At 67.5% G+C, this 25593-nt stretch carries 21 protein-coding genes; 8 read left to right on the top strand and 13 right to left on the bottom strand.

Annotation, left to right across the window (positions count from 1 at the left end; translation table 11 throughout):
* Nucleotides 1-232: 232 nt before the first annotated feature.
* Nucleotides 233-1471, top strand: coding sequence for a protein kinase domain-containing protein (locus R5W23_RS12375; RefSeq protein ID WP_320686584.1), 1239 nt, complete (start codon nt 233-235; stop codon nt 1469-1471).
* A gap of 75 nt (nt 1472-1546) precedes the next feature.
* Here the strand turns inward: R5W23_RS12375 and R5W23_RS12370 are convergent, their stop codons facing one another.
* From R5W23_RS12370 to pstS, 6 genes are all read right to left on the bottom strand, one after another.
* Nucleotides 1547-2749 (bottom strand): tetratricopeptide repeat protein, encoded by a 1203-nt coding sequence (locus R5W23_RS12370; RefSeq protein ID WP_320686583.1) that lies wholly within the window; start codon nt 2747-2749, stop codon nt 1547-1549.
* Nucleotides 2746-3735 (bottom strand): hypothetical protein, encoded by a 990-nt coding sequence (locus R5W23_RS12365; protein WP_261186635.1) that lies wholly within the window; start codon nt 3733-3735, stop codon nt 2746-2748. Before R5W23_RS12365 ends, R5W23_RS12370 begins: the two co-directional genes overlap by 4 nt.
* The gene (locus tag R5W23_RS12360; RefSeq protein WP_320686582.1) at nt 3735-4127 is read right to left on the bottom strand and encodes a hypothetical protein; all 393 of its coding nucleotides are present in this window, start codon (nt 4125-4127) and stop codon (nt 3735-3737) included. The genes R5W23_RS12365 and R5W23_RS12360 overlap by 1 nt, the downstream gene beginning before the upstream one ends.
* Nucleotides 4128-4218: 91 nt before the next feature.
* Nucleotides 4219-5406 carry a DUF1559 family PulG-like putative transporter gene (locus R5W23_RS12355; RefSeq protein WP_320686581.1) on the bottom strand — a complete coding sequence of 396 codons (1188 nt, stop codon included), beginning with the start codon at nt 5404-5406 and terminating at the stop codon, nt 4219-4221.
* A gap of 314 nt (nt 5407-5720) precedes the next feature.
* Nucleotides 5721-7580 carry a phosphate ABC transporter permease subunit PstC gene (gene pstC, locus R5W23_RS12350; protein WP_320686580.1) on the bottom strand — a complete coding sequence of 620 codons (1860 nt, stop codon included), beginning with the start codon at nt 7578-7580 and terminating at the stop codon, nt 5721-5723.
* A gap of 69 nt (nt 7581-7649) precedes the next feature.
* The gene (gene pstS / locus R5W23_RS12345; protein WP_320686579.1) at nt 7650-8711 is read right to left on the bottom strand and encodes a phosphate ABC transporter substrate-binding protein PstS; all 1062 of its coding nucleotides are present in this window, start codon (nt 8709-8711) and stop codon (nt 7650-7652) included.
* Nucleotides 8712-8948: 237 nt separating this feature from the next.
* Between pstS and pstB the strand changes: the two genes are divergently transcribed.
* Complete coding sequence (pstB, locus tag R5W23_RS12340) at nt 8949-9767, top strand: phosphate ABC transporter ATP-binding protein PstB (protein ID WP_320686578.1); 819 nt, start codon at nt 8949-8951, stop codon at nt 9765-9767.
* Nucleotides 9768-10047: 280 nt separating this feature from the next.
* On the top strand, nt 10048-11706 hold the full coding sequence (locus R5W23_RS12335; protein ID WP_320686577.1) for a hypothetical protein: 1659 nt from the start codon (nt 10048-10050) through the stop codon (nt 11704-11706).
* 97 nt (nt 11707-11803) lie between these two features.
* Here R5W23_RS12335 and arfB read toward each other — a convergent pair whose 3' ends face one another.
* Entirely contained in the window at nt 11804-12226 is a 423-nt protein-coding gene (gene arfB, locus R5W23_RS12330; RefSeq protein WP_320686576.1) for an alternative ribosome rescue aminoacyl-tRNA hydrolase ArfB, read from the bottom strand.
* A 97-nt stretch (nt 12227-12323) separates the two neighbouring features.
* On the opposite strand from arfB, the gene R5W23_RS12325 reads away from it, so the two are divergent.
* Nucleotides 12324-14021 carry an ArnT family glycosyltransferase gene (locus R5W23_RS12325; protein ID WP_320686575.1) on the top strand — a complete coding sequence of 566 codons (1698 nt, stop codon included), beginning with the start codon at nt 12324-12326 and terminating at the stop codon, nt 14019-14021.
* Between the two features lie 90 nt (nt 14022-14111).
* Here the strand turns inward: R5W23_RS12325 and R5W23_RS12320 are convergent, their stop codons facing one another.
* The 4 genes from R5W23_RS12320 to R5W23_RS12305 form a co-directional block, all read right to left on the bottom strand.
* Nucleotides 14112-14873 (bottom strand): sensor histidine kinase, encoded by a 762-nt coding sequence (locus tag R5W23_RS12320; RefSeq protein ID WP_261186626.1) that lies wholly within the window; start codon nt 14871-14873, stop codon nt 14112-14114.
* Between the two features lie 370 nt (nt 14874-15243).
* Nucleotides 15244-15705 (bottom strand): hypothetical protein, encoded by a 462-nt coding sequence (locus R5W23_RS12315; RefSeq protein ID WP_320686574.1) that lies wholly within the window; start codon nt 15703-15705, stop codon nt 15244-15246.
* A 31-nt stretch (nt 15706-15736) separates the two neighbouring features.
* Nucleotides 15737-17131 (bottom strand): trypsin-like peptidase domain-containing protein, encoded by a 1395-nt coding sequence (locus R5W23_RS12310; RefSeq protein WP_320686573.1) that lies wholly within the window; start codon nt 17129-17131, stop codon nt 15737-15739.
* Nucleotides 17132-17489: 358 nt separating this feature from the next.
* Nucleotides 17490-19229 carry an ArnT family glycosyltransferase gene (locus R5W23_RS12305; RefSeq protein ID WP_320686572.1) on the bottom strand — a complete coding sequence of 580 codons (1740 nt, stop codon included), beginning with the start codon at nt 19227-19229 and terminating at the stop codon, nt 17490-17492.
* Nucleotides 19230-19415: 186 nt separating this feature from the next.
* Between R5W23_RS12305 and R5W23_RS12300 the strand changes: the two genes are divergently transcribed.
* The 4 genes from R5W23_RS12300 to R5W23_RS12285 all read left to right on the top strand — a co-directional run bounded on the left by R5W23_RS12300 (nt 19416) and on the right by R5W23_RS12285 (nt 23969).
* The gene (locus R5W23_RS12300; protein ID WP_261186622.1) at nt 19416-20453 is read left to right on the top strand and encodes an AAA family ATPase; all 1038 of its coding nucleotides are present in this window, start codon (nt 19416-19418) and stop codon (nt 20451-20453) included.
* Between the two features lie 402 nt (nt 20454-20855).
* Complete coding sequence (locus R5W23_RS12295) at nt 20856-21269, top strand: RNA recognition motif domain-containing protein (RefSeq protein WP_261186621.1); 414 nt, start codon at nt 20856-20858, stop codon at nt 21267-21269.
* Between the two features lie 144 nt (nt 21270-21413).
* Nucleotides 21414-22430: an acyl-CoA desaturase gene (locus R5W23_RS12290; RefSeq protein WP_320686571.1), complete on the top strand. Its 1017-nt coding sequence runs from the start codon at nt 21414-21416 to the stop codon at nt 22428-22430.
* A gap of 171 nt (nt 22431-22601) precedes the next feature.
* The gene (locus R5W23_RS12285; protein ID WP_320686570.1) at nt 22602-23969 is read left to right on the top strand and encodes a multidrug effflux MFS transporter; all 1368 of its coding nucleotides are present in this window, start codon (nt 22602-22604) and stop codon (nt 23967-23969) included.
* A gap of 55 nt (nt 23970-24024) precedes the next feature.
* Here R5W23_RS12285 and R5W23_RS12280 read toward each other — a convergent pair whose 3' ends face one another.
* Nucleotides 24025-24474, bottom strand: a complete 450-nt coding sequence (locus R5W23_RS12280) for a hypothetical protein (protein ID WP_320686569.1) — start codon at nt 24472-24474, stop codon at nt 24025-24027.
* Between the two features lie 75 nt (nt 24475-24549).
* Entirely contained in the window at nt 24550-25443 is an 894-nt protein-coding gene (locus R5W23_RS12275) for a DUF1559 domain-containing protein (RefSeq protein WP_320686568.1), read from the bottom strand.
* Nucleotides 25444-25593: the final 150 nt, after the last annotated feature.

Genomic DNA, 25593 nt, shown 5'->3' with positions numbered 1-25593 from the left:
ATCGGTTTCGTGATTTTTGGAGGCGCCGTTAGGGAACGGAGGCGCGGTCGCGCCTGGCGCGGTCGCGCCACACGCGAAGTGTCGGCAAAGTCGTCACCGATATCCGTTATTCGCCACCGAAGCGGTCTCGGATTCCAACTTGTGGGCCGCGCTGCTACCATACTTTTCACACGTCGTGAGCCCGAAGCTCGCCCAGTCATCGCCCCAGTTCGCATTGAGGCGGGAGCGCCGAATGCCCGTTTCGTACAGGTGCCCGAACCCCGGCTGCGGGGTCGCGCTGAAAACGCCCATGCGCCTGCGCGGCGGAAAGGTCATCACCTGCCCGCGGTGCGGGTTCCGTTTCGTCCCCGAGCCGAGCGGGGAGGGGCTCCCCCTCCGCCCGGATTCCACCGGCGGCCCGCTCCCGTCGCCGGACACCCGCGCGCAGGGCAGCGCCGAGCGCGCCCGCCTCGACCCGCTCTCGGCGGTCCAGGCCGTCGAGCCGATGCGGCTGTCGTTCGCGACCGGCGACCCGCTGCCGGGGCTGTCGAGCTGGGTGCTGGAGCGGCAGATCGGGGCCGGCGGGTTCGGCGAGGTGTGGCTGGTGCGGCACGAGTGGAAGGCGGAGCGCCGCGCGGTCAAGTTCTTCACCCACCCCGACGTGCGGCACCGGCTCGTCACCCACGAAAAGAAGGTGCTGGTCCGCGTCATGAAGCACGCGGGCGACCACCCGAACATCGTCCCGCTGCTGGAGTGCAACCTGGACGGCGACGTGCCGTGGCTGATGTACGAGTACGTCGAGGGGGGGACGCTGATCGACGCGGTCCGCGAGTGGCAGGCCCGCACCGCGCCGAAGCGGGTCCGCCGGGCGGTGCGCACGCTCCTCGCGATCGCGGAGGCGATCGCGCACTGCCACCGCCTGAAGATCCCCATCGTTCACCGCGACCTGAAGCCCGCTAACGTGCTGCGCGACGCCGCGGGCACGTTCCGGGTGACCGACTTCGGGATCGGCGGCGCCGCGAGCGCGCCCCCCGCGGACGGGGCCACGCACGGGTACCTGACCAACAGCGGGCGCGTGCCCACGCTGCTCCGCGCCGCCGGCAGCTTCGGGTACGCCAGCCCGCAGCAGCGCAACGGCGACCCGCCGGACCCGCGGGACGACGTGTACGCGCTCGGGGTGCTCGGGTTCCAGATGTTGCTGGGCGATCTGACGCGCTGGCCCGGGCCAGACATGGCCGACGACCTCCGCGCGCTGGGGCTGACGCGCAGCATCGTTTCGCTGCTGGTGCAGAGCGTGTCGCACAACCCGGCCCGGCGGCCCGGCGACGCGCACGAGTGGAAGCTGGCGCTCGAATCGCTGACCACCAAGAGCGGTGCCGATCCGGGTTCCACCGGGGCGCACGCGACGATTACCCCGCCCCCGGCCGTGACCCCGCCGGGGCGCGGCACCGACAGCACCGCCGACGGACGCGCGCCGGGCGACTCACGCTGAGCGGACGGTTGTCCGGTTCGTAACGAGCCGGACCCGGACGGCCCGGCGCCGCAGCGCACACCTGCCGGGGTCACTTCACTGCCAGGAGAAGCACCCGGGTGTGGCGGTGTTGATCTGGCGCAGCACCTTTCCAACCTCCGGCTCCGTTCGAGGGTCGAGCCGTGCGGCCTCCCGCAGGTGCTCCCGGGCGGGGCCGGGCCGGCCGCCGTCGTGGTAGTGTCGGCCGAGTTGGAGGTGGAACTGCGCCGCACGCCCGGGGAGCACGTCCAACCCCATCTTCAAGGCCCATTCGGCGTCGGCCGGGCGACGGTCCGCACGCGCGTTGAACGCGAGCCCCTCGATGGCGGTTGCGCACATGTCAGCGGCCCGCGGGTTGCTCGCGGCTTGCGGGCGCAACTTGTCCAGCACGCGCCGGTACAACTCGTCGCTCGCGGTCCAGCGCTCCTGGTCGCGGTAGACGGTCGCCAGCAAGAGGGTGACTGTGTCGTCGTCCGGGCAGCCCAGCCCCTCGAGCAGCCCGGCCGCTTCGGCGGGCCGGTCGAGTTGAATCAGCACCAGCGCGCGTGCCATCCGGTCGCTCGGAGGTGCGTTCGCGGGCAACGGCCGCGCGGCCGACCCGGCGAGTTGCGGAAGCCGGGTCGCGTACCCCTTTCGGATCGTCGCCGGCGCCGCGCCCATGACCGGTCGATCGCTGCCGAGTTCGATCAGCCCCGCGAGCGCCGCGTCGGCCCGCACCACGCGCTCGCGGCGAACAAGATCCGCCGCCCGTTCAGTGCCGGCCTCGGCGGCGGCCTCGCCGTACAGCCCGCACGGCACGAGGGCGACCGCGCCGCCCAAGGCGAACTGCCACCCGGATCGCACCGCCGTGCCCGGGCGCGGCGGGTCGGCGGCCCACACGCACCACGGGAAGACCAGGGCCAGCGCAATCAGCGCGCGGAGGACGAGGAGCGGGAGGGCGTCGAACCCGCCTTCGGCCACCGCTTCCCCGATGCCCGGGCACACCAGCACCGCCGCACCGGTCACCGCCACGCCTGCCACCGGCCAGACTCCAGGGGCGAACTCGTTGACCGCCGGTGCGGAGCGGATCAGCCGCGCGACCAGTACCCCTAACGGGAGCGCAGTCAGCAAGTGCGCGACCAGTACCCGGGGCCACGCGAACGGCGGAGCGGTGAGCCCAGCCGCGAGTCGCTCCTCCGGCGCGCTGAGGTGCAGCGTCGCGGCCGGAACCGCCACCGCGAGCACGTAAGCCAGAGCGAACCGCAGGTCCGTTAACCTCATCCGCTGACCCCAAGCGCCGCGGCGGTGTCCGGCCGCCGCAGCTTCCAGATCATCCCGTCGAAAGCGTAGTGGACGAACGCCGCCCACAGGTTCAGCCCCTGCCATAGCACCGCGAGCCCGCTGTCCGGCCGCGACAGCCAGACGCCCGTGCTGCCGAGAACGAGGGCGTAGGTCGCCAGAAACAGCACCCAGTACCGTGCCAGGGTTCGGAACCGTCCCGGGCTGCCCACCGACTCGCGCCGCCGCGCGTAGTGCGTCACCACCGCGAGGTACTCGACCGCGTGGAACATGGAGCCGGCCGCCGCACACGCTACGATCAAACCGGTCCAGCCGAAGTGCAAGCTCAGGATGAACACGGTGTACAGAACGCACACACTCGTCAGGTACGCGAGCTTACCGGCACGCGCCCGGGACGCGCCGGCGACGTTGGTCAGCAGCAGCGCCGCCGGCAGCGTGAGTATCGCAAAGTCGCTCACCGCGAAGAACGCGCGGGCGGCCGAATCGGTTTCGAGCCACCCGGCCGCCCATTCCGCGGCCCGCAGTGCGGCGTACACCACGAAGGCGCGGAGCCCCCAGCGCTCCAGGAACTCGGACCCGCCGCCGACTTTGCGGGTGTACATCCGCAGCACGCCCGCGTGCTGGCTCCCGAAGTGCCACGCGTTCCACACGAAATCGACCAGCGCGAGGCACAGGAACGCGCCGGTGCCCAGGAACGCGCCGATCACCAGTACCGCGAACAAGGCTGCGACGACCGCCAGCGTGCGCGTGCGGGCCTCGCGCCGGTCCGGGTCGGTGGCGACCAGCACGAGGGTGATCCAGCGGTGCGGGAGGGTGAGGAAGTAGATCTGCCAGAAGTCGATGGCGGTGTCGGACCGGCTCGCGAACCCGGGCAGCAGGAGCAGCAGCCAGCCCAGGTTCGCGAGGAAGAAGAGATCGAAGGCCGGGGACACGATCCACCCGGTCCGGGGCTGCGAGTGCGTTGTCATCAGACAATCGGGGCGGTTTTGAGCTTCCAGGTGTCACCGACTTTAACGAACGACCACTCTTGCGTCCCCACCGCTTCGAAGTTTGACTCGTTGTGAATGGTGACGGTGGCCGTCGCGGTGGTGCCGTTCACTTTCGGCGAGCCTTGCTTCACCCGGAAACTGTACTTCTCGTACTGTTTCCAGTTCGCCGGCGGCAATTCGGCGAACGAGTTCTTGAATTTGGTCTGGTTGTTCTTCGCGTCGTTAAACTCGCTGACCACCAGCGCGATCTTGAGACCGTCTTCAGAACCGTAATCCGGCATTCGTGGTGTGCCGCTACTGGCGCCACAGCCGGGCACCAGCATGACGGCGCCCAACAGCGCCAGAGGGATCAGTCGGCGAGCAGGGGGCATGGTGCGTTGTGGGTGTAAGGGTGAACTGTCGGCCGGAGCGGCGTCGGCCGCGCGGCCGACCGACGGTGAAAGCGAGTCGAGTCGAGGGGCGTCAATCGAGGTTGGCGACCTCACTGCCGGCTTTACTCCCCACTCCTTTCCACGTGTTCGGATCGACGCCGTCGCGGACGAATCGCACGCTGCCGTCGGCGAACGCCGCGTTCACCCCGCCGGTGTGCTTACTACGGGCCGCCGCCCAGGTGCCGCCGTCGGCCTGATTTTGTGTGCAGTTCAGCTTGTTCGGGTGGTTGATCGGCATTCGAGTTTCGCACCCGATCAGAACGTCCTGCGTGGTGCTGTTCGGGGTGGTGTGGGTCAAGAACATGTTGCCGCCGGCGGCCGGCATGATGACCGCGCCGCGGACGTCGTTGTTCTGCCCCGCCGGGCTCTCCGCACTGGTTCCGCCCTCGGTGCCGCTGTACGGCAGCAGCTCGGACAGCATCACCGTGTTGCTCGTGCCGTCGGTGATGCTGACGATCGTCGTCCCCTTGCCGCTGCCCATCCGTTGTTGCACCGGCCACTTCTTGATCAGCGCGACGTTGAACACGCCGCTGGCCTGTCCCCCGCCGCCGAACGCCGCCGAGTTACCGAACGTGTCGCTCCCCCAGCAGCCGACGTAGTTGCCCTTCGTCAGGTTCTGGCACGACACCCCGTAATAGTGAACGTTCGGGTCGTGACCGGAACTGGGGCAGATCATGATTTTCTGGGTCAGCGGCTCCTGGACCATTCCGCGGTTGGCCCCGCGCGTCGAGGTGCCGTCCATGTTGTCCTGCGGGTTGGCCTCGTAGAGATCCAACCCCAGGCTGTAGGTGGTGAGGTCCGCGAGGGCCTGTTGTTCCATCTGGGCCAAGATGTGGAAGGTCCAACTCGGGCCGTACATGCGGCCACCGGCGTAAGAGCCGCCGTTACCCCACACCCACCATGCTGGCGCTTCGGTACCCGTAGCCGGTGAACCGCTGCCCGGAACCGGGTTCGCGTCACTACCCGAGTACGGCGCATTCTCTTGCTGGGTCGCCATGAACCGTGGGAGGCCCGGGGGAAAGCTACCCGTGGAACTCTCGATGTTGTGGCACGCGAGAGCCACCTGCTTCAGGTTGTTTTGGCACTTCATGCGGGCGGCGGCCTCGCGGACCTTTTGAACCGCGGGCAGCAGCAAGCCGATCAGGATCGCGATGATCGCAATGACGACGAGCAGCTCAATGAGCGTAAACGCCGAGCGCGAGGGGTGTGGGCGTGGCATCTTATGGGTCCGTATTGAAGGCCGCGAATCTGGAAAATGCACCCACATTCCGGGGTGTGAAGCAGCACGATCAGTTTACGCTCAGCCTGTGAAGGAAATGTGGAGCAGGTGAGAATGTTGTCGGTGAACTCCTTATCTCCTTGCATGTCAAGTTGCAGTCGGTTAATACGTGCAATTTGCGTGTTCGACCTCATGAACGGCTTGGCGCATAGTACTTGGGCTCGGTTGTTCGGGCCACCGGCGCACCCGAACAACCGAGCCCACATCGTCGGACGCACCGGAAGCACCAGATCTTTCGTCCGGGGCTCGGCCGGTCAATCCGCGCGGGCGGCGGCGACCACCCGCTTGCCGGCGACGAGCCGCGTGCCGATGTTCAGCAACAGCACCACCACCACCAGGACGAACGCACCGGCCCAGGCGAGGTTCTTGCTGGCTTCGTCGGGACGCTTCGCGAACTCGTACACGTAGTACGGCAGCGACGGGGTCGGGTCCGATAGCGATTTCGCGAGGTACTGCGACCCCCGCGCGGTCAGGATCAGCGGGGCGGTTTCCCCGGCGATCCGGCCGACAGCCAACAGCACGCCGGTGATGATCGCGGGCAGTGCGGCGGGGAGGACGACTTTGAGGACAGTCTGGCGCCGGCTGGCGCCCAGCGCGAAGCTCGCCTCCCGTAAGCTGTTGGGCACAAGACGCATCGCCTCTTCCGCGGAGCGGATCACCACGGGCAGCATCATCACCCCGAGCGCGAACGCCCCGGCCCACGCCGAGAACCCCCACGGCTTCTGACCGGGCGCCAGCCAGAACGGCGACACCAGCAGCGCGTACACGAACACCCCGATCACGATCGACGGCACCCCGCCCAGGAGTTCGGCCACGAACCGCACCGGGGCCGCCAAGCGGTGCTTGCGGTACTCGCTCAGCAGGACCCCGGTCATCAGCCCGATCGGAATGGCGAACGCAGCCGCCAGTCCCACCAGCGTCACACTTCCGACGAGCGCGTGATACAGCCCCGGCGGTCGCTCGTGGGGCAGGTTCGTGAAGAACGCCGCGGTGACCTTGTCCGCTCCCTTGTACGTGATGTACCCGAGGATCAGGAACAGCGGGACCACCGTCAGCACCTGACAACCCCACAGCACCGCGGTCATGACCTGGTCCGCGCGGGCCGCCCGCGTTCTCGCGCGTGCCGCCTGCGCGGCCGCCGCCGCGGGGTCCGGGGACGGGGCGTCGATGAGTGCGACCTCGCGCGTGCGCACGAGGTGCGGCTTGGACGCCCAGCGCACCAACAGGCGGGCGGCGGCGTTCATCACGATGGTGATGACGAGCAGCAGCAGACCCAAAAGGATTAGCGTCGGACGTTTTGGGGTGCCGGGGGTGGTTTCGTGGAGCTGCTTGGCGATGATGCTCGGGATCGTGTCGCCGGTCGCCGTGGCCGAGAAATCGAGGTGCTGGGCGTTGCCGATCACCATCGTCACCGCCATCGTTTCGCCGATGGCGCGGCCGAGGGCGAGGAAGCACGCGGCGATGATCCCGGGCCGCGCATAGGGCAGCACCACTTTCCAAATGGTGTGCCAGCGCGTGGCGCCCAGCGCCAGCGACCCCTCGCGTTGGGACCGGGGCACCGCTTGGCACACGTCGAAGCTGAGCGCCGTGACGTATGGCAGGATCATCACCGCCAGCACGAGTCCGGCGGCGAGAATACCCTCGCCGGATTGGTGGCGGAGGCCGAACAGGTCGAAGGCGGGGGCCAGCCCGCGCCGGGCCAAAAACTCCAGCGCCCAGAAGCCGAAAATGACGCTCGGGATCGCGGCCAGCAGTTCGAGCAGAAACGAGGACGCCTGCCGGACCCGCGCCGGGGCGAGTTCCGACAGGCACGCCGCCGCCCCGACCCCGAGCGGGACCGCGACGAGCATCGCGATCACCGACGTTGCGACCGTGCCGTAAACGAAGAGCAGCCCGCCGTAGGCCCCGCCGTCGGGGTTCCAGTCCGCGCTGGTGAGCACCTTCAGCTCGCCGAGCCGCGAGACGGCCGGCCACGCTTGGTAGGCCAGCACCGCGAGCAGCGCTGCGGCGACGGACAGAACGAACACGCCGGCCGTTTGCCCCAGGCCGAGGAACGCGCGGTCCCCCAGCGACGAGCGGGCCGGGGGGCGCGGGGCGGGAGCGGTGGTGCTCATGCGGTGTGGTGTTCCGAAGAATTTTGAATCGGTCCCGTCAAAACTCTTCACTCCTCGGGTCTGCCGGCGTTACTCAAAGGTCACGGTGCCGAGCAGCTCTTGCGCCTTCTTCGTCAGCTCGGCGGGCAGCGGCGCGTAGTCCAGGTCCTTTGCGTACTGCTGCCCGTCAGCCACGGCCCACTTCAGGAACTCGACGACCGCCGGCCCCTTGTCCTTCGGCAGTTTCTTGAACAGGATCGCGTAGCTCGCGCCCACGATCGGGTACGCTGCCTCCCCCTCGGCGTCCGTGAACGAGAAGGTGAGCGGGTGCAGCGTGTACGGCTCCCGGTCCGCCTTCACCTTCATCGCGGACTCGACCGCCGCGGTCACCGACGCGGCGTCGGGGGCGACCGGCTTGTTCGCCTTGTTCGTGAGCGCGGCGAACGTGATGTTGTTCTTCTTCGCGTAAGCCAGCTCGACGTAGCCGATGGCGCCGGCGGTGTTCTTCACGTGCTCGGCCACCCCGTCGTTGCCCTCCTTGCCGACGCCCACCGCCGGCCACTTCGGGCTCTTGCTCGTCCCCGGCGCCTTCGCGAACTCCGCGCTGCGCTTGCTCAGGTATTCGGTGAAGATGTTGGTCGTCCCGCTCGATTCGGCGCGGTACACGAACACGACGTTCGTACCCGGCAGGTTCGCGCCGGGGTTGAGGGCCTTGATCGCCGGGGCGTCCCACTGCTTGATCTTGCCCAGGTAGATGTCCGCGATCACCTCGCCCGAGAGCTTCAGGCCGGGGACCTCGGGCAGGTGGTAGATCACCGCCACCGCGCCGACCGTGACCGGCACGTGAACCACCTCGCCGCCGGCTTCGTTCGCCGCCTTCACTTCGGTGGCGTTCATCGGGGCGTCGGAGCAGCCGAAGTCGAGCATCCGCCCGGTCACGTTGGTGATCCCGTACCCGGACCCCTTCGCGACGTAATCGACCTCGACCTTCTTGGCGCCCTTGTACTCGGCGGCCCACTTCTGCATGATCGGGTCGACGAACGTGGCGCCGCCGGCGGACACCCGGGGGTCCGATTTGCCACAGCCGCTGACCAGCACGACCCCACCGATCGCGGCCACGAGGGCGAGCGGAACGAGCGTGAACGAGCGCATAGATGCCCCGGAGAACGGTTGGCGGGTTGCCCACACTCTACCTACAAAGAGCCGCTGTCGCTGGTGTGAAGGTTGTGTTAACGCGGCCGACTTCACCGGAACGGCGTCGTCAATTCGGCTCTCACACGCCGTCACAAATTCGACACGCGATCGACACGTCTTCTACTCCGTTTCTTAACTGTGACAGGTTAAAACACCGGGTGTTCCTTCGTTCGTCATCCTACACCCGTGTGCATCATGCCACTGACGTCGATTGCGCCGGACGCTGCCGAAACGGCCGGGGCCGCCTTCACCACGGCCGAGCGCAACAAGTTGACCGTCCGCGGGGTCGATTTCTGGTACGGCGCCAAGCAGGCCCTGTTCGACATCAACCTGTCGGTCGCGGAGCGCTCCGTGACTGCGTTCATCGGCCCGAGCGGCTGCGGCAAGAGCACGCTGTTGCGGCTGCTGAACCGGATGAACGATCTGGTCGACGGCACGCGCCTGACCGGCGAGGTGCTGCTGGACGGCGTGGACGTGTACGGGCCGGACCTCGACGTGGTGGACCTGCGGCGCCGCGTGGGGATGGTGTTTCAGAAGTCGAACCCGTTCCCGAAAACGATTTACGAGAACGTGGCGTTCGGCCCGCGGCTCGCGGGCGAGCGGAACCGCGCGCGGCTGGACGCGCTGGTGGAGCGGTGCCTGAAGCAGGCGGCGCTGTGGAACGAGGTGAAGGACCGGCTCGGGGCCAGCGCCCTGGAGCTCTCCGGCGGTCAGCAGCAGCGGCTGTGCATCGCGCGGGCGCTGGCGACCGACCCGCAGGTGCTCCTGATGGACGAGCCGGCCAGCGCGCTGGACCCGAAGAGCACGCAGGCGATCGAGGACCTGATCGCCGAACTGCGCCGCCACTTCACCATCGTGATCGTGACCCACAACATGCAGCAGGCGGCCCGCGTGTCGGACCAGACGGCGTTCTTCTTCGAAGGGCGGCTGGTCGAAGCGGGTCCGACGGACGACGTGTTCCGCCGCCCGCGCGAGAAGCAGACCGAGGACTACATCACCGGCCGCTTCGGGTGAGCCCGACCTGCATCGTGCTACTCCCGCCCGCCGCACCGCGCGCGCCAAACTTGAGTCCCGTTCCCCCTCATCACCGAGTCTGTTGTCCGGCTGGCGCGGTCGCGCCAACTCTCGCGGCCCGGTTGTGCGGCTTGCGCGTGTGGCGCCGCGCAGCTCGGCATCATGAAGCGCGAGCAACACTTGTGTCCGCTCACACACGGTTTACAATCATGGTTAACGCCCGCGGTTCGCGCGGGCGCACCGCACCCACGCACCCTCACCGTCGCCGCGAGTCCCACTTATGGCGCAGACGTACACCCTCGAAGAAGCCGCCGGTCGGCTCGGTCTGACGACGGCGGAGATGAAGAAGAAGCTCCAAACGGACCCGGACTTCAAGAAGCTCAGTCAGATCCGGGACGGGTCCACCGTTCGCTTCAAAGTGACCGCGATCGAAGAGCTGTCCCGCCAGCTCGGGATGGCCAGCGAGGACGCGCTCCCGATGGCCCCGCTCGACGACTCCGAGCCGGGCTCCGAAGACTTCAAAGTCACCGGACTTGAGGACAAGAAGAAGCCGGCCAAAAAGCCCGCTGCGGACGAAATCGCCCTCGATTTTGGGACCAGCGATGACGAAGTGTTCTCGCTCACCGACGAGCCCGCACCCACGAAGCCGAAATCCAGCGGCAAGCTGACCCCGGGTAAGACGCCACGGGCAATGTCCGACAGCTCGTCCGGGTCCGACAGTGACGTCCGGCTCGACGGCGGCAAGCCCAAGAAGCCGAAGGGGGCCGACGAGGCTGCGGTGCCCACGGAGGAACTCGCGCTGGACTTCAGCGGTCCCGGCAGCGCGGTCATCAAGGGCGGCAGCTCGGCCAAGCTGTCCGCACCGAAGACCGGCGGCGCGTCCGACCGGCTCGACCCCAGCAAGGGCAATAAGGCGGACGACTCCAACGACAGCAGCGAGTTCGAGCTGAGTTTGGACGCCGACAGCGACGATTTCGACCTCCCCATCGCCCCCGAGGCCGGCGATGAGGTGGACCTGGGGAGCATGCCGAAAGCCGGCGGACCGGCCCGGAGCAGCCCCAGCGGTATCAACCTGAGCAGCCCGGCCGACAGCGGCATCTCGCTCGAAAAAGGCAAGCCGGGTGAGAAGTCGAAGGCCCGTAAGGCCGCTGAAAGTGACGAATCGGACCTGGACTTTGAACTGTCCCTCGATTCCTCCGCCGTCTCGTCGAGCACGAAACTGGGCGCCCCGCAGTCGGGGAAACTGGTTCTCGACTCGGATTCGGACAGCGAGTTCGAGTTGACGCTCGACGACTCCGGCGGGTCCCTCGAACAGGCCGCTCTGGACGGCGCGGCTCAAGGCGAGGACAAGGGCGACATTTTCGAGACTGACTTCGAGATCCCGGCGATGCCGGACGAGTCCGGTTCGGAAGCGGTCGCGCTGGAGTCGGACACGGACCTGGAGAAGTCCGATTTCGAGCTGGCGATGGACGACAGCGACGTGGCCGCCGAGGAGGATTCGGGTAGCGAGGTTGTGCTGCTTGACGAGGAAGAGGCCGAAGCGAAGCCCCGTCCCAAAGCGAAGCCCGCTCCGGCCGCGAAGGGCAAGAAGCGACCGGTCGCGGACGACGCCGATGTGGACCTGTCCGACGAGATCGCCGTTGACGAGGACGACGCCTCGGCATCGAAGGCGCTGAAGGGGGCGAAGAGCAGGCGCCGCGGAGACGACGAGGACGAAGAAGACGAGGTCGTTCCCGCCGGGGCGGGGGCGCAGACGGCCCAGTGGGGCGTCGTGCCGGTGTTGTTCCTGGCCCCGGCGCTCCTGTTCACCCTCGTCGGCGCGCTGATGGGGTACGAACTGCTTCAGACGATGTGGGGGTATCAGCAGCCGCGTAAGCCCACCGCGCCGATCGTGCGCGGGATCGCCAGTCAGCTTGATATGGAACTCAAGGACCAGTAAGCGAAGAACCGACGGCGTCGGGGACAGGGTTTCGGGGGCATCGTTGGCCCCGAAACCCTGTCCCCGACGCCGTTGACGGCTCTGCGTTTTCATGCATTCAGTCGTCCCCACCGGCGCGACGGGCCTGCTTCTTCTCGGAGTTGCGACGCTTGTCGGCCACTCGCCGCCTTTTGGCACCCTTCGAGACCTTCGTTTTTTTTCGCACGACGGGTTCGACGAGCGCAGCCCGCACCATCTCGGCCAGCTTCAACAGACAATCTTCCTTGTTCCGCTCTTGATCGCGCGTCGCCTGCGATTGGATAACCACGTCCCCCTCGGTCGTGAACCGGCTCGGAAAGAGTACCGGCATCCGCGCTTTTGCGCCGGGCGGGATCGCCGCCGCCGTTGCCGACGCCTTCCAGCGGAGAACGGCCTTCGACGCCACCTTGTTCACGTTCTGCCCGCCCGGGCCGCCGGACCGCGCGAAGCTCCACTCCAACTCGTCGTCCGCAATGATGATGGTGTCGGTGATCGGGAGCATGGGGTCCTCTGGGGCCGCTCCGGCTTGACGGGCCGGCGCCGTTTGTCTTATTGTCCGCGGGCGCGTGGGTTGCGCACATTACCAGGAGCGGAACGGTATGAGTGCCTCAGTCGGCGCGCGGCTCGAATCTGTCGCCCCCAAACGCACGCTGTTCGGGCCGGACTACCTGCGGCTGGCCGCGCTCGCGGCGGTCGCACTGGCCGTCCACGTGTGGCTGATGTCCCACACGGCTCTGACCGCGCGGGACAGCCTCGGGTTCGCGCGGCAGGCGCTCTGCTATGAGACCCCGTCGGCCGTGCCGGTGGCGCCAAACGAGCGCGCGAAGACCGCGATCGACCTCGTCCGCGAGTCCGAGCACCCGCCGGGGTACCCGCTCGTCATCTGGGGGACGTTCAAGGCGGTCAGCCTCGTCTCAACCGCTCCGGTGGCGGACCGCGCCCTGTTTTCCGCCCAGCTCGCGAACGCACTGGCCGCGGTGCTGCTCGTGGTTCCAACTTATCTCATCGGCCGGCTGTTGTTCAGTCGTAACGTCGGGTTCGCGGCGGCGCTGCTGTTCCAGGTGCTCCCGGTGCCGGCCCGGATCACCAGTGACGGCCTCACCGAAGGCGTGTACCTGCTCGCGACCGCGACCGCGCTCTTTTTCGCGGTGCGGGCGGTTGTGACGCCGCGGATCAGCAGCTTCCTGCTGTGCGGGCTCGCCGTCGGCGCGAGTTACCTCGTGCGGCCCGAAGGGTTAATGCTGTTGACCGGCCCCGCGGCGGTGGTGTTTTGGCTAGGGTTGATCCGCCGGTGGCCGCGTGACCTTGCACTGGCGCGACTGGCCGCGCTGTTTGTCGGGGTGTGCCTCGTCGCGGTGCCGTATATGGCCCTGATCGGCAAACTCACCAACAAGCCGTCACCGGGTCAAATGTTGAACCCGCTCGCGGCGCCGCAACCGGTGTACCGCGGTGCGAACGCGGTGCCGGCGGCGCCGTCCGGGCCGCTGTTCGCTGAGTGGTGGAATGACGCCCGCGACTCGGGGCAGTCCCAGAACGTGTGGGCCGTCAACGCCGTGTTCAAGGAAGTGAGCAAGGGCGCCAACTACGTCGTGTGGCCACTGGCGGCGTTCGCGGTTCTCGCCCTGCGTCGGAAGTTGGTGGCCGAGCCCGGGCCGTGGGTTTTGCTCGTTCTCGCGGCGTGCAACCTGACGGTACTACTGTACCTCGCGGCCCGGGTGGGGTACGTGTCAGAGCGCCATACCGTGCTGCTGACGCTGATCGCGTGTCAGTTGGCTGCGGCCGGGCTGCCACTGCTCGCGGTGTCGATCGGGCAGGTGTTCCCGCGCGTCGAGCGGTTCGGGGTGCGGGTCACTGCGGCCACGCTGCTGGCCGCGCTGGTGGCGGGCGCGCTGCCGTTCGCACTGAAGCCCATGCACCCGAACCGCGAGGGCCACAAGCACGCGGGTCGGTGGCTCGCCGCCAACCTGAAGTCGGACGAGGCACTCATCGACCCGTTCTGCTGGGCCGCGTGGTACTCGGGCCGTGCCCTGTACCGTCCGTCCGGGTACAACCCGGAGTTCTCGAGCGCAACGTACATCGTGAAAGAGAACAACGCGCGCACGCCGCACTCGCGCTTGCCCGTACTCGCCGAGGCGAACCAACTGGCCGCGCAGCCCAACGGTGCGGTGGCGTACCACTGGCCCGAGAACGTGCCGGAGGACGAGGCGGTCATTCACATCGTCCGGATACGGTCCGTCGGGCAACTGGTTTACGGCACCGCCAGCGCTGTCGCGAGTGGCGCGCGCGGGGCCGACTAAAAGGGCGGGTGGTAATGCGTCGCGCCCGGGCGGAGTCACAGGAATGGTGCCTGTGCTTCCGACCGGGCGCTGTGCGTTCCGTGTTCCACTTTACTCGGGGTCGTCGGTGAGCCGTTTCGGCAGCTTCACGGTGAACGTGGAGCCCTTACCGACGACGCTCTCCACGCGAATGCGGCCGTGGTGCTGTTCGATGATCTGGCGGCACACGCTCAGCCCCAGCCCGGTGCCGCCGCGGCCGTACTCGTCGGGCTGCTTGGTGGTGAAGAACGGCTCGAAGATCAGGCGCAACTGGTCCGGGGCGATGCCCACGCCGGTGTCCGCCACCTTGATTTCCACCGTGTCGGCGTCGAGACTCTCGCGCACCTCGATCTTGAGCCGGCCGCCGTTCGGCATCGCCTGCCGCGCGTTCAGTACCAAGTTCACCAGGATCTGCTCGATCTGGCCGGGCACCACCCACGCCACCGGGCGGGCGTGGAACTTCGTCTCCACATGAACGCGGTTCTTCGACAGGTCCTTTTCGGTCAGGATCAGGACCTCTTCGACGAGCCGCGCCACGTCGCAGTTCTGGCGGTGGGTGCCGCTCTTGCGGGCGAACCCGAGCATCCCGCCGGCGATGGCCGCGGCCCGCTGGCCGGCCTTCACGATGCGCTCGAACGCGATCTGCTTTTCGGCCACGTCCGGGCTGCGGCTGCCCAGCTTGGCCGAGTTAATGATGGTGGTGAGGATGTTGTTGAACTCGTGGGCGATGCTCGACGCCAGTTCCCCGACGCTGCTGAGCCGCTGGGCCTGCAACAACTGCTGCCGCAGGGCCTCGGTCTCGCTCACCGGGGCCAGCACGTCTTCACTCGTCATCGGTTCGCCTCCCATCACCCGCACCCACCGCTCGGTCGCGCGGCCGCCTCGATTCGCCGGACCGCCCTCGTGAACCGAGGGGTCGGCGGGTCGTGGCACCGCTCAGCACAGGTATCGTCCGTGCCGGTGAGAGCACTTCATACGAAGCGCATAATCGGAACTGTTCCGCGCGCCCGATCCGCTTTCGGGGCAGTTTCGTTTCAGTTTTTTTCCTGTGGCTGAGGTGTTTGGAGAGCTTGTGGTGCCAGGATGCGGGGTGAGGTTCTTCACAAGGAGGTGGGGCGGAGTGCCGTTCTCCCCGCATGGGCAAGCTGGGAAACGGTTCTTGGTTCGTGATTAAGATTATGTAACGTTCGATATTTAATTGCCGCTATCTCTCGGTGGCTTCCACCGCACCGAGGGCAATGCTCACGGCGCCGTCGGTAACGACCGGCGTGAGCGGTTCTGGTAAGAGCGGGAGAGGTGCGCCCATCAAACAGTTCGGCTTGCCGGAAATGTCGCAGCCCGTGAAGAACAGCAGGGCGAACAGGGCTGCGGCCCACTGGGAGCGGCGGTCGAGCCACTTCCAGACCCGCTCCCGGCGCGTGGAGCAGTCGGCGGTGAGGACGCGCCCGTCGGGGCGTCGGTAGAGCCGGAGGCACGGCGATCGGTCGCTGGCGGACAGCAGGTCGAGGGCCTCGGCGCGGGTCAGCTCGCTCACGTCGTGGACGTTTTGCCGGCACTGGTCGCAGAACCGCGTGCGGGAGCCCCCGCCCATGTGGTCCCACGGCACCGTGCATGGTGTCGGGATCGTGACCAGATCGAGTGCGTCGAGTGTTGGAAGTGGGACCATCGGGCGCTCCGGGCGAACGGTGAGGCGCGAGCTATTTCAACTTCAAGACGACGAAGTCCACGTCGCCGTTTTGCTTCAATACGTGGAGCAGTGCCCCTTTCTCGATGCTGGCTGCGCGGAGCGCGGCGTCGAACGTTGCGGCCGCGGTAACGGGCGTCTTGTCCACTTTGAGCACGATCGCGCCGCGGCCGAGCCCGGCTATTTCAGCCAAGCTGTTGCGCTTCACGTCCGTGACGATGACGCCCTTCAACCCCTGCGGCCAGCCGTTCCGCTTGACCGCTTCGGCGGTCAGCTCGGTTACCGTCAGGCCCACCGTTTCGGCGGTCGCGCCGCTCGCCGCGGGCGCCGCCGGCGTTTCGGGCTCTAGGGCCGCCCGCTCCTCCTCGATTGTGACCTTTCCGATGTAGAACTTCCCTTCGCGCCACAGCAGCACATCCACCACCTGACCGGCCGGAAGCGCGGCGGTGATCCGCTGGAGGTCGCGCGGGTCTTTGAGCGGCGCGCCATTAATTTTCGTAATCACGTCCCCCGCTACCACACCGGCTTTGGCCGCCGGTGATTCGTCGAGCACCGAAGTTACCGCCACGCCGTTCGTGGACGGCGCCCCGGCCCTCTTCGCGGTTTCGGCGTCGAGGTCGCGGACGGTAACGCCGAAGAAGGACCGCTTCACCACGCCGGTTTTCAGCAGGTCGGCGGCGATCTTCTTCGCCAGGTTGCTCGAAACCGCGAGCCCGACGCCCTGAAACCCGCCGGTGCGGGTCTTGATCGCGGATGTGAGGCCGATCACCTTTCCGTCCAGGTTGACGAGTGGGCCGCCGCTGTTGCCCGGGTTCATCGCGGCGTCGGTCTGAATGAAGTCCTCGAACTGGTTCAGTTTCAGGTTGTTGCGGCTCTTCGCACTCACAATGCCGCTCGTCACCGAACCGGTCAGGCCGAAGGGCGCGCCGACCGCCAGCACGCGGTCGCCGACTTCCATCTCGTCGCTGTCGGCCAGTTCGAGGAAGGGCAGGGGATCTTTCGACTCGATCTTCACGAGCGCGAGGTCCGTTTTCGGGTCGCGTCGGATGTCGCTGGTGGTGAACTTGCGGCCGTCGTGAAGCGTCACGTTCACCGATTCCAGGTCGCTGACGACGTGGTTGTTGGTGAGCACGCTCCCGGACGCATCGATGAGCAGGCCGGAGCCGAACCCGGGGTCCGTGTCTTCGCCCGCGCCGCGCTTCGGCCGGCCTTTGCCCTCAATGCACACCACGCCCGGCAGCACGCGCTTCACGACCGGGGCGAACGACTGCCACTCGCGCCCGGGGAGTGGCGGGTCGAGTTTCGGAACCGGCGGCGGCTGACCCACGAGTTGCTGGGCGGCGAAGAGCCCACCGAACAGCCCCAGCACGAGGCACCCCAGGGCGAGCGGCACGCGTCCGGTTCTCATGGCCCAACTCCGCGGTGCAAGGTCGTGCCCCATTCTACCAAACGCAGGAACGCCGGGTTCATCTGAACCCGGCGTTCCCGTTGGAGTTGTCGAAGTACGTTTTTCAGGCGGCCCGGGCCGGGCGGGTGGTGCTTCGCGGCTTACGCCGCGTCGGCTGGGGGCGCGGATCGGAGCAACTCAGGGTGTACGCCCCGCACCCCGGACAGGGGCGCGATTCCAGCGCCTGGCGCTCGTAATCCGATACGTCGCAGGCCCGCGCCCACGCGAAGGCGCACGACCCACACGACACCACACACCCTTGCGCCGTCGTGACTGTGCCCACAGTGCTCACCGGGTTATCGTGATCCGCGTCAGCGGTTCAGTATCGCGGGCGGCCGGAGAGCGTTTGCGGCTCGGGGAAGCCGCGGAACCCGTGTCCGACCCACACCCACCAGACCGACACCGGGACGCCTTCTTCGCGGTAGGTCACGATTTTCGCGAGCTCTAACCGCTCGAAGACCGTGGTGTCGGCGGGGAGTCCGTCCCCCACGAACACGAACGTGCGCCCTTTGAACTCTTGCGCGTCGGCGATCGGATTCGGGCGCCACACGTCGTACTGCGAGTGCCGGTCGGCCATCGCCCGCCCGAAGGAGTACGTCTCCGGGTGCCCCTTGCAGTACACCCCGAGCGCGCCGGGGATGTTCCACACGGTCCCGGCAACCAGCGGCTCCTGACCCGTTTCGTCGCGCACGCGGTCGCGGATCGCGTCCACCTCCGCGCCGAGCGTTCGCCAGCCGCGGAGCCGGGCGGTCGGATCGAATTTGCGGATGGGGGTGGCGGTGCCGGTCAGGGCGGTCGGGTCCGCGGCCGGGCCGGCGACGGACGCGAGCGCCCCGCGCATCAGGCCCGGGAAGTGAACGAGCGTGGACAGCGCCAGGCCGACCGCGACGCCGGTGCTCACCAGGCGCGAAACGGGTTTGTGGTACGCGCCGGCGAGTTGCTCGCGCGTCCACGCCACGCACAGCACGAACCCGCTGACGTAAGCCGCGGCGGGCCAGTTCACCTGTCCGCTCGCTTTCAGGCTCGCGACCGCGAACACGCCCCACACGGACACGGACGTCCACCAGAGGAAGCCGAGCGCCGGGTCCGCCGTTCGGCGGTACTTCCACGCGGCCAGCGCCCACACCGCGAACCACACGCCGATGAGGAACCCGGCCTGCCCGATGAGGAATGTGAACGGACCGAACCAGCGAACACCGCTGCCGCTCGAACCGGTGGCCTGCGTCCCGACGTGTCGGAACGTCACCCACTCGTTCGCGGCGTTCCACGCAAAGACCGGGACCAGCCCCGCCGCCGAGCCGGCGACGAACACCCAGAACCCGGGGCGCTTCAGTTCCGCTCGGCGGGTGAACAGGAGGTAACCGAACACCGCGCACGGGAGCAGCACCATCGGGTACTTCGCCAGCACCCCGAGTGTCGAACACACAGCCGCGAGCAACCACCAGCGGAGGGCGAAGAACCGCCGCGCCGGCCCCATCCCTTCAGAAAGGGCGCCGGCGGGGCGGTTGCTTTCTTCCGTTTGCAGCGCCTTCCAGACGCCGACCAGCGCCCAGCACCAGCACGCCAGGAACGGCGGGTCGATGGTCATCAGCACCGCGCCCGCGACGACCGGCGGGAGCGTCAGCGCCAGGGCGACCGTCGCCAGCGCCGCCCGGTGGCTTCTCAAGGTGTTGAACGCGAGGACGTACCAGCCGCAGAGCAGGAGCGCGTGGCACGCGACCGCCGGCAGCCGCACCGCCGGCATCAGCGACCCGGTGAGCTGTTCGCTCAGCGGGCCGAACAGCTCGCAGGACGCCCGGATCAGCCACGCGACCAGCGGCCCCTTGCTGTAGTAGCTCCAGGCGAGGTGCCGGGACCACTGCCAGTAATGCGCCTCGTCCGGGGAGAGGTCCAGCGGGCAGTTGATCGCGAGGTAGCCCAGGTGGAACAGCACCGACAGGACGATCAGCCCGCCGGCGAGCCGCCGGCACGTGCGGTCCGAAAGGCGGGCCACGACCGGCCCGGAACCCCCGGCACCGGCGGGCACCCGCACGCCGACCGCGTTCAACCCTGGTACCATCGCGACTCCCACCCGCAAAGGCGCAACTCGAACGAGAGTCGATAAACCCTCGGGTCGAACCCGTCAACCCGAATCGCCACGCCCCCCGAGCTTCCCGGCTCGCCCTCCGAGCTTCCCACGGGCCGGGAAACCACTTATGATTCCCCTAACCGAAACGCCGGTCACTCAACAGGGAACCGCCGACTCATGCCCCCTGCCGCCAAAGCCCCGACCGTGAACCCCGAAGAGCTGTCGCTCAGCGACCTCCAGGCCGAGGCCGAAACGATCCGCAAGCGGATCAACCGCTTCCGGGAGTCGCTCGGCCGGTTCTTCGTGAACAAGCAGGAAATCATCGACCTGATGTGCGTCGCCGCCATCGCGCAGGAGCCGCTCCTGCTCGTCGGCCCGCCCGGCACCGCCAAGTCCGACATCGTGGTGAAGTTCAAAGACGCCCTGGGCATCGAGCAGGGCGACTACTTCGAGTACATGCTCACCCGGTTCACCGAGCCGAGCGAGATCATCGGGGCCATCGACATCAAAGAGCTGCGCGACGGGAAGTACATCCGCCGCAAGGAGGGCAAACTCCCCACCGCGAAGCTCGTGTTCCTCGACGAGATCTTCAAGTCGAACTCGGCGATCCTGAACATCCTGCTGACCATCATCAACGAGAAGAAGTTCTACCAGGAGGGCAAGCCCGAGCCGGTGCCGCTGCGGATCATGTTCGCCGCCACCAACGAGATCCCCGAGCAGGGCGAACTCGCGGCGCTCAAGGACCGGTTCGTGCTGAAGATCCAGAGCCGCAGCGTGCAGGAGGACTACTTCGCCGAACTCATCGACGCCGGGCTCCAGGGGGAGGCGTACAAGGGGCTGAACCAGAAGCCGTGGATCGAGGGGCACGCCACGCTCGACGACTTCCTGAAGGCCAACCGGTACATGACGCACCTGTTCTCCAGAAGAACAGGCGACGGCCGCGGCGAGGACGAGAACGACCGCAAGAAGTTCTTCCCGGCGGACGTGTTCAAGGAGTTCCAGCGGCTGGTGAAGACGCTCGTGCGCGAGGATAAGATCTTCATCAGTGACCGCAAACTGGTGAAGCTGTACAAGCTGTTTCGGGTGCGGTCCTGGCTTTTCAGCGGGGGGGCCGTGACCAAAGACGACCTGCGGTTGCTCGCGTACCTGGGCGAAACGCACCAGGAGATCGAGCACCTGCGGACCAAGGTCCCCGAGTACCTCGGCGACGCGTGATTCGCGCCGGCGACGGGCACGTGGTGAAGCCGGAGAACGTTCTCCGATTTGGGACGAGAAGTGCCTTCCCCACCGTCCCTGTTGCCAGTGCCGCGCCAGCAACGCGAGACCGACCCCGCAAAGTTGAGCGCAAACCGGTGTGTCGCTAAGAAGATTCTGGGGAAATGTCGCGCAACCGGCGTCGCGGACTGATAGAGTCTACCACAACCAACGGGGGTGTCCCGTTGGGCGACGCCGAACGCTGCTTCTCCCGATCGAAGAGTCCGCGGTCGCTGTGACCGGGATCGCCCGACAGGTGTTGCCGGTGGTAGGTCAGACCACCAGTTCGTTCGTCACCGCCGCGGTCCCGCGCGGGTAGCAGAGACAGTAGCGGCCGGACCGGGCCGCGGGAGAGAGTTCGTCGTGGGTAAGAAACTGTACGTCGGCAACCTGAGCTGGGGTGTCACTGACGCCATGCTCCAGGAGATGTTCACCCCGTACGGGGCCGTCGTTTCGGCGCAGGTCATCATGGACCGCGACACCGGCCGCTCGAAGGGCTTCGGGTTCGTCGAGATGGGCAGCGACCAAGAGGCCCAGGCCGCGATCAGCGGCATGCACGGGCAGGTCATTGAAGGCCGTCCGCTGACGGTCAACGAGGCCCGGCCGAAGGAGGGCGGTGGCGGCGGTGGCGGCGGCGGTCGTCGCGGTGGCGGTGGCGGCGGCTACGGTGGTGGCGGCGGCGGCTACGGCGGTGGTGGCGGCGGCTACGGCGGTGGCGGCGGCGGCTACGGCGGTGGTGGCGGCGGCTACGGCGGTGGCGGCGGTCGGCGGTACTAAACCCGCGGCAAAAGCAATACAACTTCTACTTGGGGCGGCGCTGGTAGCCGCCCTCTCTTCGCCCGCGACCCAGGGCACTGCGCGTCGGGATCACTCGCCCCGATGCCCCCGTGCCATTCACTTTTCAACGCAGGAACCCAACGCTTGCCTAATCCGTCAAGCAGCACCCGACTGGCTCAGCCGGACCAACCCGCGCCGGGTGACGTTTCTCCCGAGGTCATCCTCCCCCCGCCGCAGCAAACGTTCAGCCAGCTCCGGATCGTGTACTCTTGGCTCACTACTTTCGTGGGCGTAACTGTTCCCCTCGCCGGCCTCGTTACGGGTATCGTTCTGGCGTGGGGCTGGGGTTACTTCACCTGGGTAGACTTCAGCCTCCTCGTCGGCATGTACCTCGCGTCCATGCTCGGTATCAGCGTCGGCTTCCACCGGCTGTTCACGCACCGCTCGTTCCAGACGTTCGGGCCGATCCAGGCGGTGTTCGGCGTGCTCGGTTCGATGGCCCTTCAGGGGCCGCTGCTCGACTGGGTCGGCCGGCACCGGCTCCACCACCAGCACAGCGATAAAGACGGCGACCCCCACTCCCCGTACCCGCACGACCGCGGCGTGCTGGGGTGGATGAAGGGCTTCTGGCACTCGCACATCGGCTGGGCGTTCGCGCCGATGCCGGACAACTTGGCCCGCTACGCCGGCGACTGGCGCAAGAGCCGACTGATCCGCACCGTGAGCAACCTGTTCCCGCTGTGGGCGGTCCTCGGCCTCGTGGTACCGACCGCGATCGGCTATGCGTTCGGCGGCGAGCACGGCGCGCTGACCGGGTTCATCTGGGGCGGTCTGGTCCGAATCCTCCTCGGGCACCACGCCACGTGGAGCGTCAACTCGATCTGCCACCTGTGGGGCACCAAACCATACGCCTCGGGCGACGAGAGCCGGAACAACCCGCTCGTGGGCATCGCCGCCCTCGGCGAGGGCTGGCACAACAACCACCACGCGTTCCCGCTGTCGGCCCGGCACGGGCTGAAGTGGTGGCAGTTCGACATGAGCTGGATCATCATCTGGACGATGTCCCGGCTCGGGCTGGCGTGGAAGGTGCGGCTGCCGTCGCGTGGCGAACTGCTCGCCCGCGCCGAAACGCCGCTCCGGGCCACCGGCGCCGCGTCCTGACATCGCCTTCGGGATCGTAAACAACGGGTGCGGGGGAGGACGGGCCAGTGCCCGTCCTCCCCCGCACCCGTTTCGTGAAGCTCTGCGGAGTCTGTAAGACCGTTCGGACGGTGGCACTATCTCCCGGACTCACTTGTGCCGCCCGTCGTTTTGTCACGGAAGGTGCCGATCGTGCCCGCAAAGCGTTCCGGTTTGTTTGTGATCTCGCTTCTTGGCGCGCTCAGCGTCGTCAGCCCGTTCGCCATCGACATGTATCTGGCCGCGTATCGCGAACTGGCGACCGGTTTCGGCGTACCGAACACGACCATCGCGCTCACGCTGTCGAGTTACTTCATCGGGCTGGCGCTCGGGCAGGTGGTGTACGGCCCGCTGCTCGACCGGTTCGGCCGGAAGCCACCGCTCGTGGTTGGGCTGGCGCTGTTCGTCGTCGCCTCGGTTGGGTGCGCGTTCGCCCCGAACATCTACGCACTGATCGGCCTCCGGTTCGTACAGGCGCTGGGCGGGTGTGTGGCCCAGGTGGCGTCGGTCGCGATGGTGCGGGACTTCTTCCCGCGCAAGGAGGCGGCCCGAGTCCTGTCCCGGCTGTTCCTGTTCATTGCGGTCTCGCCGCTCCTGGCCCCCGCCGTGGGCTCGGCGGTAATTCGGGCGGGCGGCTGGCCTGCCGCGTTTCTGGCGGTAGCCGTGGTGGTGGCGGGTATCCTCGCCCTGGTAGTGACGTTGCTGCCCGAGGGGCACAAGCCGGATCGTGGCATCTCGTTGCGGCCGGGGCCGATCCTTTCCGAGTACGGCTCCATTCTGCGGCACCCGCGGTTCCACACCTACGCCGGCGCGGGGGCGTTTTCGTTCGCCGGGCTGTTCACGTTTGTGGCCGGCTCCCCGGTCCTGTTCATGGACGGGTTCGGTGTGGACGACAGAACGTACATCCTGATCTTCGCGCTCTTGGCGGGCGGGTTCATCGGGGCGAGCCAACTTAACGTCGAGCTTCTCCGCTACTGGTCGAGTGAGATCCTGTTTCGCCGGTTCCTTACTGCTCAGGTCGTCTTCGGGTGGCTGTTACTGGCCGGCACGGTGGCGGGCTGGCTGGACCTGTACGGAGCGCTAGCAGTGCTGTTCGCCTTCCTCTGCTGTGTCGGGATCACCAACCCGAACGGCTCAGCCCTTGCAATCGCTCCCTTCTCGAAGAACGCGGGAAGCGCGTCGGCCCTGCTCGGGTTCTTCCAACTCGGTACCGGTGCGGTGATCTCGACCGCGATCGGAGCAGCCACGCCGAACGATCAGGTGCCGATTGTCGCGATCTTCGGCATCACGGCGTCGGTTGGGTTGGCGATCTTGCTGGCTGGGCGGAAGCGGGCCGAAGCGACTCCGGTGATCGAACACCCGGAACCGGTCGGGACGCCGGCGCACGAACCGCCGGCCTCAGAGGGCGTATTGGCCGAAGCGCAGCTACCGATTACAGCCCCCACCATCAACCCGCAGACTCTGCCGGCAGCGGAGAACGAACTGTCCGAAGCACCGTGCTGCCAGTCGAGCGCGCCGTGAGCGGGTGAGTGGACCGTCGGATCAACGGGCCGGGGCTATTTGCCCGGCCCGTTCGTCATTTCTTCGGGCCGGCGGACGAGAGCTTGAACTCGACGCTGTTCTCGCCCGCAACGATGTCCGCCGTCAGACCGGACGTGGTCGGGTCGTTGTACCCGGACGGGATCAGCGACTTGCCGCTCATGTAGTCGGCTTTCGGGGCCTTCCCTTCGCCCGGGTTGGCGACGACCGCCGGTCCGGGTTCGGCGTTCGCGGTGACGGCGACCCGGTGCGAGGCCACGGGAGCGCCGTCGCCGGGGTCGTAGGTGGTCACGTTGGTGATCTCGCCGTTAACGATTTTGCCGGTCGCGGACCGGTATCCTTTCGCCTCGAAGGTGACGGTGCCGAACGGCAGCGGTTTTCCGTCGAGGGTGACGGTGCCTTTCACCTTCGCCAACTTGGGCCGGTCGGAGCAACCGGCCGCGAGGGCGGAACACAGAACGACGGCCGTCAGCGCGCAGCGAACCATGCGGATGAATCCGGATTGAGGGATGAGGTCGGGAAGGGGAGCGGCGGGTCCGAGCCCGCCGCGGTGCAGGGAGGCTCAGTTCGAGAGCGCTTCGCCGCCGGCGCGCGAGGCGTATGCGCGGTACGTCGCCCCGTCGATTCCCTCGGTGACGAACCGCACGCTGCCATCGCACAGCAGGAAGTTGGCGCCGCCGCTGTGGAAGCTGCGGAACCCGATGGACTCGTCCCAGCGGGGCGTGCTCTGGGTGGGCAGGTTGTCGGCCAGCGACTTGTTCTGGTAGTTGATCGGGTACGCCGTGGTGGCCCAGGACTGGGCGGCGAAGTTCTGGGTGATGCAGAACGCGCCGACGCACTCGCCGACCGCGTAGGTGTTCGACAGGCCGTCGCTGATGTCGCCGAACCGGGCCGACCAGCCCCACCGCGCCATGACCCCGCGGGACATCGGGTTGGAGTAGCTCAGGTTGCCGTAGTCCGGGGACTGGCCCACGCCGCCGCTATTTTTGTAGTCGCCGGCGCACGCGGCGTAGTCGGACTGCGACAGCACCCATGTCGGCCCGGCGAAACTCTCTTCCTCGCGCGTCACGTCCGAGAACGGGTCCGACGGGCACACGAACATCCCGAACTTCTTGCTGAGCAGCGCGTAGTTGTTGCCCTGCCAGGCGTGAACCTTGAAGTCCAGTTGCGCGTACACCGCGTTCTGTTCGACGTCCGCGAGGATCTTCGGCTGCCAGTTCCACCGCACCGGGTTGGAGCCGTTGTCGTGGAACTCGGAGGTGGGCAGCCGGCCGTTGCGGTCGTGGAAGTTGTGGAGCGCGAGGCCGATCTGCTTGAGGTTGTTGGAGCACTTCATGCGCGCGGCGGCCTCGCGGACCTTCTGCACGGCGGGCAGAAGCAGGCCGATCAGGATGGCAATAATCGCGATGACGACGAGCAACTCGATGAGCGTGAACCCGCGGCGGGAGCGAGACATTGATACACCCTTGCGAGGAGACGATCACGGGGATCAAAGGCGGCGTGCGGCAGCAGTCTACACCGACGGGCGGGCGCGTGTCGAACACAATTTTCTTCGATCGTTCACCGCTTCCACAATTCGGATGCAGCCCGAGGCCGCTGTCACCGT

It is taken from the genome of Gemmata algarum, from assembly GCF_034097035.1.
GTDB lineage: Bacteria > Planctomycetota > Planctomycetia > Gemmatales > Gemmataceae > Gemmata > Gemmata algarum.
Note: the sequence above shows the minus strand (reverse complement) of the source record. Positions and strands in the feature narration are given on the sequence as shown.